At 32.5% G+C, this 12,448-nt stretch carries 11 protein-coding genes and 1 riboswitch; of the genes, 7 read left to right on the top strand and 4 right to left on the bottom strand.

Annotated elements, in window-relative coordinates; translation table 11 throughout:
* Positions 1 to 10: 10 nt before the first annotated feature.
* A complete protein-coding gene (locus CHRY9293_RS10310) occupies positions 11 to 988 on the bottom strand; it encodes a hypothetical protein (RefSeq protein ID WP_162032901.1) in 978 nt (325 codons plus the stop codon).
* A gap of 143 nt (positions 989 to 1,131) precedes the next feature.
* Here CHRY9293_RS10310 and CHRY9293_RS10305 point away from each other — a divergent pair, with 143 nt between their 5' ends.
* Positions 1,132 to 2,550 carry a CCA tRNA nucleotidyltransferase gene (locus tag CHRY9293_RS10305; RefSeq protein ID WP_162032900.1) on the top strand — a complete coding sequence of 473 codons (1,419 nt, stop codon included), beginning with the start codon at positions 1,132 to 1,134 and terminating at the stop codon, positions 2,548 to 2,550.
* A gap of 135 nt (positions 2,551 to 2,685) precedes the next feature.
* On the opposite strand, the gene CHRY9293_RS10300 is transcribed toward CHRY9293_RS10305, so the two are convergent.
* The 3 genes from CHRY9293_RS10300 to CHRY9293_RS10290 form a co-directional block, all read right to left on the bottom strand.
* Positions 2,686 to 3,726: an LVIVD repeat-containing protein gene (locus CHRY9293_RS10300; RefSeq protein ID WP_162032899.1), complete on the bottom strand. Its 1,041-nt coding sequence runs from the start codon at positions 3,724 to 3,726 to the stop codon at positions 2,686 to 2,688.
* A gap of 14 nt (positions 3,727 to 3,740) precedes the next feature.
* On the bottom strand, positions 3,741 to 5,567 hold the full coding sequence (locus tag CHRY9293_RS10295) for a TonB-dependent receptor plug domain-containing protein (protein ID WP_162032898.1): 1,827 nt from the start codon (positions 5,565 to 5,567) through the stop codon (positions 3,741 to 3,743).
* Positions 5,568 to 5,599: 32 nt separating this feature from the next.
* A riboswitch (cobalamin riboswitch) is annotated at positions 5,600 to 5,777 on the bottom strand.
* Positions 5,778 to 5,942: 165 nt separating this feature from the next.
* The gene (locus tag CHRY9293_RS10290) at positions 5,943 to 6,425 is read right to left on the bottom strand and encodes a cytidine deaminase (protein WP_122546550.1); all 483 of its coding nucleotides are present in this window, start codon (positions 6,423 to 6,425) and stop codon (positions 5,943 to 5,945) included.
* An 89-nt stretch (positions 6,426 to 6,514) separates the two neighbouring features.
* On the opposite strand from CHRY9293_RS10290, the gene namA reads away from it, so the two are divergent.
* The 6 genes from namA (at position 6,515) to CHRY9293_RS10260 (ending at position 12,339) form a co-directional block, all read left to right on the top strand.
* Entirely contained in the window at positions 6,515 to 7,567 is a 1,053-nt protein-coding gene (gene namA, locus CHRY9293_RS10285; protein ID WP_162032897.1) for an NADPH dehydrogenase NamA, read from the top strand.
* Between the two features lie 23 nt (positions 7,568 to 7,590).
* On the top strand, positions 7,591 to 7,872 hold the full coding sequence (locus tag CHRY9293_RS10280; RefSeq protein ID WP_122546552.1) for a DUF2752 domain-containing protein: 282 nt from the start codon (positions 7,591 to 7,593) through the stop codon (positions 7,870 to 7,872).
* Between the two features lie 35 nt (positions 7,873 to 7,907).
* Complete coding sequence (locus CHRY9293_RS10275) at positions 7,908 to 8,240, top strand: CCC motif membrane protein (RefSeq protein WP_122546553.1); 333 nt, start codon at positions 7,908 to 7,910, stop codon at positions 8,238 to 8,240.
* Between the two features lie 226 nt (positions 8,241 to 8,466).
* Complete coding sequence (gene tssD, locus CHRY9293_RS10270) at positions 8,467 to 8,871, top strand: type VI secretion system tube protein TssD (protein ID WP_183147907.1); 405 nt, start codon at positions 8,467 to 8,469, stop codon at positions 8,869 to 8,871.
* 160 nt (positions 8,872 to 9,031) lie between these two features.
* Positions 9,032 to 10,960, top strand: a complete 1,929-nt coding sequence (locus CHRY9293_RS10265; RefSeq protein WP_162032896.1) for a type VI secretion system Vgr family protein — start codon at positions 9,032 to 9,034, stop codon at positions 10,958 to 10,960.
* Positions 10,961 to 10,971: 11 nt separating this feature from the next.
* Complete coding sequence (locus CHRY9293_RS10260) at positions 10,972 to 12,339, top strand: hypothetical protein (RefSeq protein ID WP_162032895.1); 1,368 nt, start codon at positions 10,972 to 10,974, stop codon at positions 12,337 to 12,339.
* Positions 12,340 to 12,448 lie beyond the last annotated feature (109 nt).

Here is a 12,448-nt window from a genome sequence, read left to right as displayed (position 1 = left end):
GATACTATATTTATTTCAGGTACTTTTGATAAATTTCATCTTTTTCTGAATAAAACTTTAATGCAAATTCTGATCTATTGGTGATTTTAATATAAGATAAATCTGCTGTAGAATTATCATCAGATTGTTTTCCGCTTATGAATTTATCATTGGCATCTACGGTATAGGAAAAACTATCAGGACTGTAGCTAGCATTACCTTTAATATTTCTTACGTCTGTAGTTTTGGGTTCGATAGAAATACTAATGCTGTCATCTTTTTGCACCACAAGATCACAATTGGCATCATATTCTACAATTTTGATTTCACCGTCTTTTTCATATCGTATTCTTACAACACCATTTAGAAATTGTTGGTTTTTATACAATGTAACAATGAATGCCTGATATGCAGTGCCATCGCTTCCAAACCAGCCCAAAGCATCATAGTATGAATTGATTTTGTTAGCATCATTCATTTTTTTATCAAAAAACTTCTTAAGAAGACCATACATAGGTTCGGCTCTGAAATAAAATTTGTCAATTTCCTCCATTCTTTCCTCCGTAGACATTCCTACATTTCTATAGAAAATAGGAACGGGTGGACTGTTGCTTTTATCCGATTGTTTTCCTGTTATTTTACTTGTTTTGGAATCAATTTCATATATAAAAGTGTCCGGATTATAGCTTACATCTTTTCCTTTGATAATTTTTACCGGAGTGTTGGCTGTTGGTATGAAAGAAATGCGTGTATTTCCATTTTTTAATTTTTCATAATAGCAATCTGCATAAAACTCTATCAGATGTTCATTATCGTCCGTATTGTAGAGAATTCTTACAGTAGCATCTGCGCGTCCATCGTCACCATGTTCGTCGGTAATCATCATACAATTGTATTCTACCCCGGAGCTATCGGTAAAATCTATAAAATCTGTATAGTGAACATTTTTGGCTTGAGAAAAAAGAATCAAAAATGAACATAGGAAACCTATGAATAAAATCTTTTTCATGATCGTTAGTTTTTAGTTATTTAATAAAGATAAGAAGATTTTGTAAACGATTCTTTAATTATTTAAAATTTAATCTAATTGTTATCTTTGTAAAAATTTCATTTTTCATATTTGAAACCTGAAATCTTACATCCGAAAGAATAATGACAATCAATCTTAACCAAAATAGAAATCTAAAGCTTTTTAAAATAATTTCTGAGGTAGCTGCCGAAAACAATCAATCTGTATATATTGTGGGTGGATATGTTAGAGATTTGCTAATGAAGAGAAAAGCTTCCACCGATATTGATTTTGTTACTGAGCAAAATGGAATTGAACTTGCTGAAAACGTGGCAAAAAAAATAGATCCTAAATTGAAAGTTTCTATTTTCAAGACCTATGGTACGGCCATGATTAAGTATAAGGACTTGGAGCTGGAATTCGTTGGAGCTAGAAAAGAAAGCTATACAGAAAATAGCCGAAAACCGGAAGTAGAAGGGGGTACGATTGAAGATGATCAAAAAAGAAGAGATTTTACAGTGAATGCAATGGCCATCTCTTTAAGTCGAAATAATTTTGGAGAGTTAATTGACCCTTTCAATGGGATTAATGATTTGGAAAAAGGAATTTTACGAACTCCCTTGGAGCCTGCTCAAACTTATTCTGATGATCCGTTGAGAATGATGAGAGCTATTCGGTTCGCTTCCACTTTACAATTTCAGATTGAAGAGAATTCATTGGATGCAATCCGACAAGAAGCGGAAAGGATTAAGATTGTTTCTATGGAAAGAATTATGGTGGAGTTTAATAAGATTATGCTTTCCCCAAAGCCGTCTATTGGGCTAAAATTAATGGAACAAACAGGATTGATGAAACTAATCATCCCTGAGTTAATTGATTTAAAAGGAGTAGAAGAAGTAGAAGGGCAAACCCATAAAGATAATTTTTATCATACCTTGGAAGTAGTTGATAACATTTCTGAAAATACAGATAATCTTTGGCTTCGTTGGTCCGCATTACTTCATGATATTGGTAAGGCTCCCACGAAGAAATTTGTTGAAGGAACGGGATGGACTTTCCATGGGCATGAATTTTTAGGCTCAAAAATGACTAAAACATTGTTTCAAAGATTAAAATTACCGTTGGGGAACGATATGAAATATGTTCAGAAGATGGTAAAGCTTTCCTCACGCCCTATTGCATTAATTACTGATGATACTTCGGATTCTGCATTGAGAAGACTTTTATTTGATGCAGGAGAAGATTTAGAAGATTTGTTTACTCTTTGTAAAGCTGATATTACGACTAAAAACTCAAAAAAACAGGAACGTTTCAAAAAGAATTTTGAATACGTTGCTGTTAAAATAAAAGAAGTGGAAGAGAAAGATCATGTAAGAAATTTTCAACCACCCATCTCTGGTGAAGAAATTATGGCAATGTTTAACCTTAAGCCAGGTCGTGAAATTGGGATTTTAAAAGAAAAGGTAAAAGAAGCAATACTTGAAGGTGATATTCCCAATGAAAAAGAAGAGGCAACTCAGTTTGTTCTTGCCGAAGCTGAAAAACTGGGTCTAAAAATATAAATGTTTTAGGTGCATTTAATTCTATACCGATTTTTATTAATTTACTTTTCAATTTCAGTATTTGAAAATACAAAATAATAAAAAATGCAACCGGAAATTTTCTGGTTGCATTGAAATATATTAGATATTCGTTTTTTAATTCCAGTAAAATCCGTTAGTGGCCTTTCCTGCTGTAAAAGTCTTAATTATAGATCCTGAAGTGGTATATATAGTAACTTTACTATCTTCTGTGAATCCGTTGGCATCTGAAACAAAAATTTTTCCATTCACCACATTGAATCCATATAAATTAGAATAAGGATCTATACTATTGGTAACACTAAATAATGGAGAAGAAGGAGCTGAGGTTGCATTCATGTCCATTGTATATACTTTATTTTCAGAAGTAAAATAGAATTTATTATTTTCAATTTCTAAGTTTTTGGCATCAGATATACCGGCTAAAGTCGTTATTTTTGTGATATTTCCCGTGTTTGATATTTGATAGATATAGGAATCAGAAACTCCTGCGGCAATAGCATATACGATATTATTATAGGCTATTATTTTGTTGATATTACCATTCGGTAATGTAATAGTTGATTGGATTTCATTAGTTGTAGTGTTGATATAAGTAATCTTATTTCCGTATCCATAAGAAGCATTTTGTACGAAAATATTATTTCCAGCCTCTACTATTCTTTCGACAGTATCAGTAAAAGAAACTTTTTTAATAAAAGATAAATCTGATGATTTATAAATACTGACAAATTTTTCACCGTCATATTTATCATTGGTAACATAGATGTTATTATTAGCGAAAGCCATGTAGCGAGGGGTATTGAGCTGGCTGGTGATCTCGCCTGCTTTTTTGAAATTGTAACGATTGACAATTTGGATTTTATTAGAATTGTTGAGAAGAAGATATGCTTTGTCTCCATTGAAAGTAATGGTTTGTAAAACATCTCCCAAATTTGAACCTGAATTATTGGCTGAGAAAATATTATCTTGTTTGATACTTAAATCGGCACTTACAAAAGTTACTTCTGCATTGGGTGTTTTGTAGTTACCTTCATTGGTAATCAAAAAACCATCTCCGTAATAGAGTTCTGGAGCGGCATCTTCATCATTACTACAAGAGATATTCAGTAATAAAGTAAATACAAAAAACAGTTGTATAAGTCTAGTTAATTTCATGATATTTTTTTAGTTTAAAAATGTATTGTAGCAAAAACACTGAAATTCCTTTTGGGCATAGGATAATACGCTACGGTCTCGTAGACAATGTTTGTCATATTATTCACTTTCATCCCTAAAGTATATTTTTTTAATAAAGTAGCAGAGATACCTGTATTGAGTACAAAATAAGGGTCTATTGCATCTGCTTTTTTTTCATCTGTTGTGGTATAAGTTAATCCATTAAATAATCCCTGAACATAGATTTTCAAAAAATCGTATTGATACTCTAGATGTCCTGAAATTCTGTGAATAGGAACATACATCAATTGTTTTTTAGTTAACTTATTAATTGATTTTGAATAGGTATATCCTGCATTTAATGCAAATCTATGTTTGCCAAATTGTTTATTAAGAGTAAGTTGGGACTCTAAGCCATAAGACTCTGCGCTGGTTGTATTGAAAGCTGCCCAATATCCATAAGGTGTAGGCAACCAGTTGATGAGATTCTTGATGTCCATATAATAAGGACTTACAATAATTTTAAAATGACCAAAATGAAACTCATGATCCATATCGACCTGGATAGAACTTTCTGACTTTAGATCTTTATTTCCTCCTTTGTCCCAATAAAGATCATTAAAAGAAGGAAATTTGAAATTCCTCGAAACATGTATTCCTAGGTTATACCATTTTTTGGCATGCCACTTCCCTGAAAAAGAAAATAGAAGAGGTGAACTAATATCTTCAATAAAATCTTTTTTTATTCCCGCTTCGAAATAAATGTCTTTTGTCGTGAAGTATCTTAGCAAACCAGCTACCGAACCTATATTTCTGCTGATATTTCCAATACCCGATTGATATCCTTCTCCTTTATTCACCTGAAATTCACCAATAGCATTAACATTTATTTTGGGAGTCAAAAAGTAGCTGAAATCATTTTTAATAATATAATTTTTTCCCGTAGCACCACTTGTTCTGGGTTGATCAATATCTCCAAAATATTGGAAATTATCTTCGGTATAAGCTGCTTTTAAGCTATTAGAAAGTTTACTTTTATTAATATCCCAAGAAATTAAATTTCTTAATGTTTGTGAGTTGTATTTAGTTTTATTTCCGTTTTCTACAAAAATAGGATAGTATTGTGAAGCATCATAAATTTGATTTTGCCAAGATAGGGTTTGATGAGGAGCAATTTTGTAGGAAGTTCCGATATTGATTACAGTATTATAATATCTTCCGTTTCTATTGATGTATTCCTTTTCTTTAACTTCGTAATTATTTTGGCTTATAGAATGATTTCCAGAAACTTTAATACTGAATTTATCATTGCTAAAAGATGTTTTAACGAAATTATTATAAGTGCCAAATGAGGCTGCTTCTGAATATATTGAACCTTCAAAGCCTTTATTAAAATCCAAAGTATTGTTGAGATGGATACTTCCTCCAATGGCTGAGCTTCCATAAATAACACTTCCTCCACCTGCTTTTATTTCCAACTGATCATATCCAAATAATGGAATATTATTGATATCACCCTGACCTAAAAAATTGGAATTAATATTAATTCCGTTCCACACAAATGCTGTATGACCCGCTAGAGTACCTCTAAAGGATGGAGAAGAAACGGCACCCCGTCCATTTTCTTTGATATAGACAGAAGTTTGGAAACGTAAAAGCTCGGATAAATTGGTTGAGTTTTTTTCTACATCATTAGGACTGATACTTGTAACATTATGAAAAAGCTTTACCTTCTTCATCTGGTTGTCAAATAAGTAAATGGTATCTATAACTTTCTCTTGGGCAGAAAGAAAGAGAGTATAGGATAATAAAAGTAGTACTAAAGGTCTTTTTATATTCATTATATTTTGCCTTTCCTCCGAAAGCAATATTTTTTTGATTATAAAATTTGGCAGGTCTCCTGACTTTCGCTTTCTACACCTTCCCATTTTCACAGTGGTATTTTCGTAGAAACTTTAATTGCGATTTACAGTTGCGGGGACAGTTTGGGATTTTCACCCAATTCCCTATTAATTCCAAATCTATTGGAAACCAAAATTTTTACAAAGATAAATTTATTAATATAAAAAGCAAAAAAGATAGGGGTGTAATCATGAAAAAATGAAAACAATACAAAATTGATATTTATATTTTACTTTTATTTTTGGTATTGTATTTATTTTTTTAAAGTAAATTGTGGAATTAATTTATTTATTCACTTGTGTCTTTTTTGTAGTTTACAGAAACGTAGCATCAAAATAAAAAGGGAGTAAGTCTTTGATAGCTTGTATTTTAATTACTTCCTCATTCATGCTTGAAAAATAAAGGTCTATATCTTCATGCTGTTTAGTTTCATACTCTATGATGCTTTGTCGACAAGCTCCGCATGGGGGAATGGGAGGTGTTTTCTCGTAAGATTCTCGAGGACCGCCTATTACGAATATTTTTTTTATTTTCATATTGGGAAAGTTAGCGGCAACCCAAAATAAAGTGGTTCTTTCAGCACAAAGGCCGGAAGGGAAAGCAGCATTTTCTTGATTGTTACCCGAAAAAATTTCTCCATTTTCCAAAAGTATGGAACAACCTACTAAAAATTGTGAATAAGGAGCGTAGGCATTTTCACGAGCCAATTTTGCTTTTTCAAATAATTTTTTTTCAATATCATTAAGTTCAGTACTATTTTTAAAGTATTCGTAACCTAATTGAATTTCTTTTTTCATATATTGTTGAGATTAAAAAAGGGGGATAAAATTAACCTTTTTTACTAACGTAGGCAATATTTTTAATTCTTACCATATACAATCAAAATATGTTATATACGTCGATCAAATTTAGAAACGTTGAGCTAAAAAATAGATGGGTAATGTCTCCCATGTGTATGTATTCATGCGAAGAAGGACTTGCCAATGATTTTCATTTTGTACATTACGGAAGTAGGTCACAAGGAGGAACAGGATTATTAATTATTGAAGCAACCGGAGTTGAGCCTCGTGGAAGAATTACCAATCATTGCATGGGAATTTGGAATGATGCACAAGCAAGAGAATTACAAAAAATTGTTGAATTTGTTCATAAAAGATCCGATAGTAAAATAGGGATTCAGCTTGCTCATGCAGGAAGAAAAGGATCTACGTGGAATAATATTCAAATTTCAGTTGAAGAAGGCTGGGAAACGGTAGCGCCAAGCCCTATACCTTATCATCCTACGGAGAGAATTCCTCATGTATTAAATATTGATGAAATTAAGGACATTGTTCAATATTTTAAGGAAGCAGCAAAACGAGCAATAAAAGCAGGTTTTGATGTGATTGAAATTCATGCTGCCCATGGATATTTGGTTCATCAGTTTCTATCTCCTCTATCAAATATAAGAACAGATGAATATGGAGGAAGTTTTGAAAATAGAATACGGTTTTTATTGGAAATTGTAGATTCTGTTAATAAGGAACTTGATGAAAATGTGGCATTATTTGTACGGATTTCCGGAACAGAATATGCAGAAAATGGATGGAATCTTGAAAATAGTGTGGAATTAGCGAGAATATTAAAAACTCATGGGGTGGATTTGGTTGATGTTTCTAGTGGAGGAAATATTCATGGGGTTAAAATTCCGGTTTTTGATGGATATCAGGTTCCGCTTTCTTCAAAAATCAGAAATGAAGTCAATATAAAAACAGGAACAGTTGGATTGATCACCAAAATAGAACAGGCAGAAGAAATTCTTCAAAAAGGAGAAGCCGATTTGATATTGGTGGCGAGAGAAATTTTAAGAAATCCCTACATAGCTATCCAAGGAGCATTGAATGAAAAAGAGAACTGCTTTTTTCCGAGTCAGTATGATAGAGCCAAAATTTCTTCTTAATTTTATAATGCTAAAAACTCAGTATGAAGATTGAAGATTTTATGTTATCCTGCCCCAGTAAAAAATTTTTGGGAATAGAATGTTTTGGTTGTGGTACGCAGAGAGCTATTGTAATGGTGTTTGAGGGGAAATTTACGGAGGCTTTTCATATGTTTCCGGCTGTATATACTTTGTTGTTGTTTTTTACGTTAGTAATTATAAATTTTGTAGATAAAAAAAGAAATTATGGTAATGGGTTGATTTTCTTAGCAATTATTAATTCTGTTATCATGGTAATTTCCTATTTTTACAAACATTTCTTTTAGTATATATAAACACAATAATTTAAAAACTAATAACTATGGATCAACAAAAATTACCCAATGCAACAGCTGTTTTAATCTTAGGGATTGTCTCTATCGTAGGTTGCTGTTGTTACGGAATTCCGGGAGTTGTTGCCGGGATTATAGCACTTGTTCTTTACAAAAAAGATAATGAGCTATATAAACAAAATCCTTCTATGTATTCTAATTATAGTAATTTAAGTACAGGAAGAATCTTGGGAATCATTGGAATTGTAATTAGTGTGCTATATATAGCATATTTAATCTTTGCACTTTCTTTTATAGGTTGGGATGCGATGAAAGACCCTCAATTGATGCAGGAAAGAATAAAAGAATTAACAGGGAAATAAAAATTAGAAGATAATCTCATTAAAAGATCGCAGTTTTTGCGGTCTTTTTTATTTGCTTATTGGAGGAAATCGAAAAGGAATAGGCTATATGATGAGTCTTATTTTTCAATGATCGTAGAATTACTACATAATCTAAAATCAGGCATGAGAAATTTTTTAGATTAGTACATGATATATATATTTGCCGCCTCAAATAATTATTATTAACGATTAAAATTTACAAATTATGGCAGCAAACTCAAGAGGAATCTTAAAATTCAATGGAGGAGAAGGTCAGAAACTATTAAAACTTAATTATAGTGTATCTAGATCTACTGATGTATCGGGTAGGGTTGCTTCTGATCCTTCAAATGCTATTATTAAAGTTACGGTAGAAGCTACTGAAAAATCAGATATTTTAGAGAGTTTATTAAATGGGAAATATAAACCGACTGCCGGAGAAATAACATTTAACAAATCACATGAAGAGGGAACGTTGATTACTTTAAGCTGGGAAAACGGTTATGTAATTCAACACGAAGTAGATTTTGATGCGGTTGGTGAAAATAGCATGTTGATCAGTTTTGTAATTAGTGCGGAACAAATCCACTATGGTAATTCTATTTATGAAGGTCTATGGCCATCCAGCTAGAATATGCATAGTACAATTCATAAAAGAAGACTGTCCCTTTAAGGCGGTCTTTTTTGTCTGACATGTATCTTATTGTTATAATAAAGATTCTGTCAAATATCAAGACTTAAATTAAAAAAGTTTTGTATACTTTTATTCTTAAAAACACAATCATAAAATTATGTCAACAACTCCTAACAACTCAAGAGGAGAATCTTTTAGTCCTGTACAAAATGCAAAAAGAATTTCAGAGAACTATCTTACAGGTATTAATCGTTTAGTAAAACTGTCTTTGGTTATTGAAGGAAAAAGCATTTCTCATTATAAACACTTTCATTTAAAACAATACACTCAACAGCATCATGAATTCCAGGTTATTTTACCTAATGATGCATTAGGAGGTCGAGAAACTCATACCCTTGAAGAAGTAAATACGCTTTTGGGAAAGCGCCTTACAGCGATTATTTCTTATAAAGATATTCAAGAGAGCCCCGAAAGAACTTTTGTTGGGATTATCACAGGGATTTCTTTCAGTCAGGAAAAAATGAGTTTAGGTAATATTATTCTTTCAGGTCATAGTCCAACTATTTTATTGGATGGAGCTTCTCATATTCAGAGTTTTGGAGGGGATCAGCCGGTGAATATGGGTATTATAGCTAAAGAAGTAATACAGCAAGGAATTGATAACAGTCGCTTTGATATAAGAATTGATACGAATGATTTTTCTCAGATTATGTATAGTTGTCAATATAATGAGACTCATTATAATTATTTAGTTAGAATGGCAGAAGCATATGGAGAACAATTTTATTATGATGGAGAAGTGCTGCATTTTGGGAAGCTTCCTCAGCAAAATACCCCTATACAAATTACGTATGGGAGTAGTGTTAATGATATAAAAGTAGAGCTTAAAGCTGTTCATACCAAGCCTCAATATTATAGCTATAGTAGTAGCAAGAATGAAAAGTTAATATCAGGAACTACTCCTATTCAGCATATTGGGGAGTTAGCAAAGGTGGCTTATGAACATAATGAAAAGATTTATAAGACCCCATCACTTCAAGTTGCTCCTATAAAAGCATCGACCCACTTAGATGTTGAATACTCTCAAAAGAGTGCATCGGGAAGTGCATCGGTTCAAGTATTTTCGGTATCTGGAAATACAACGATTCCTTTTTTATATCCAGGTTGTATTGCTGATATTCAAATGAGAAAAACAGACTCAAATGATACATCATATTTTACGAAAATTATGATAATGGAAGCAGTTCACGATATTGATACTCTTGGGCATTATACAGGGAGTTTTGAAGGGATAGCTTCTGATACAGGTTTCTTACCTCCATCTGACTATATTTTACCTAAAGCAGAACCCCAATTGGCTACTGTTGTATCTAATGTCGATCCTGAAGCTCAGGGAAGAGTACAAGTGAGATTTGATTGGCAAGAAGCAGAGGTGACTCATTTCATTCGAGTAATGAGCCCAGATGCGGGAGGAACAGATCAGGTTATTCAGAATAGAGGATACGTGGCTATTCCTGAAGTAGGAGATCAGGTTATGGTAAACTTTGTGCACAGTCATCCGGATCGACCTTTTGTTATGGGAGGAATGTTTCATGGAGGTATAGGATTAGGTGGAGGATTGGACAATCGAGTGAAATCGATTCAGACAAGAAGTGGTCATAGGATTGTTTTTACAGAAGATGAGAGTATTATTATTACAGATAAATCAGGTAATGAAATTCATCTTGATACGGCGGGACGTAATATTTCGATAACAGCTCCTGAGACTATGACTCTTAATTGTAAAAATATGAATATCAATGTAAGGGAAAGCATGAATACGACCGTAGGGATTAATAAAAGTAATACAGTCGGTATGAATATTACTCAAACAGCGGGAGCTAATATATGGCAGAGTGCTACATTGGATTATAGTCTGAATGCTACCAATATATTTAAAATAGCTAGTGAAAATTATCGATACGAAGCCGATGACATTCATACAAGTGCCCGAGAAAATATTGATACTGTAGCAGGAAAAGATCATATACAAAACAGTGAGGAAACAATTCATAATTTATCGGGAGAAAAAGGACATAGTGCATAAAATTTGAGAAGATGGCTGAGCAGGAAAAAAATAAAGGTCGTATTACCATCATTGCCAAAAATATCACAGGCAATGCAAATGGTCAGATCCTTCAAGAAAGTAAACGCACTAAAAATGTTGTAGGAGGACAATTTTTTCAGAATGGTAAAAATGGTGGAGTCAACTATCAGATAAATAGAGAAAGACAGGTACCATTGGAGCTAAGAGTCTTAAAAATTGAGGGTCCTTTTGATGAAAACAACAAGAAGGTAGAAGTTGTTGAGAAAAACAAATGGTATACCTATAAAGCTATTCAGTTCAACCGAGAACCTAAAAAAGAAGAACTGCAGAATCTAAGATGGGGAGTTAAGTATGATGATGAGGCAATGAAAGAATTAGCGCAAGTTTCCTGTAAAGGATTTAAAGAGATTACTCATAAAGTTCTGGAAAATAATAATTCTTCCAAGTTACAGTTGTATGCTTTTTTTAAAGCTCCTAATGAGAATGTAAGTGTTGGGGTTGAAATTGAACAAGGCGAAGTATTAATTATTGTAGGAACTGAGCAACATTCTGAATCGTATGGTAATAAACTCATGTTTCCGGCCCAAGCTGTTAGAGAAATACGGGAGAATTATAAAAAACATAAACATGCTAATATTCTTATCTTCAAAGATAAATTTACTGAAATGCAACTCAGTATTATCAAAAGAGATGCAAAAAAATTAAATAAGAATATATACTTTAAACCCATAAATACAGTAAGTGAATTAGTTAATTATATAAATAATGGTGACAAAACGATTAATAGAAGTAAACAGAAAATAGGGGTAATAAAAATATTTTCACATGGATTACCTAGTGTTTTGGATTTTGGATTGGACGGGAAAAATGAAGAAGCTCAGAGATTTAAATTATCACATGTGACGCAGCTTAATAAAGAATCTTTCATGGAGCATCCGGTAATATATTCTTATGCATGTAGAACAGGAAATAGTGATGGGAGAGTAGTAACTGCTAATCCGGGATATAAATATGATTCAGAAACCATAAAATTAGTAAAGCCTGAAGAGAGTTTAGCTCAAAAGTTAGCAGAACATGTAGATGCAAAAGTATATGCCTTTTTGCGTAGAAGTAATTATACATCTACTTGGATGGATGGAGGAAATAAAGAGTATAAATCAAAATATATGACTATTGAAGATGATGAAGTAAGTAGTCCTTTCAATCCAAAAGATTGGTACAGAGCTACTTTAGGAGATAGCCGATGGGATGAATCTCTTTGGAATCCGGATGGTGCATTTCTATTGCCTACATCTGGAAAGTCGCCGTCAGGATTATTAGAAAATGGGATGTTTATTTTTGAAAAAGGAAAAGCACCTAAAACGGTAGTGTCTCACTAACTGTGTAAGTTAAAAAGTTATTCTGGAAAATTTAGAGCTCTTACAGCTCAAGAAATTTTTCGGAACTCACTTTTTATTATTTTTAACCATTACATAGTTATGATTGACA

Origin of the sequence: Chryseobacterium potabilaquae (genome assembly GCF_902728265.1) — a bacterium.
Taxonomy (GTDB): Bacteria; Bacteroidota; Bacteroidia; order Flavobacteriales; family Weeksellaceae; genus Chryseobacterium; species Chryseobacterium potabilaquae.
Note: the sequence above shows the minus strand (reverse complement) of the source record. Positions and strands in the feature narration are given on the sequence as shown.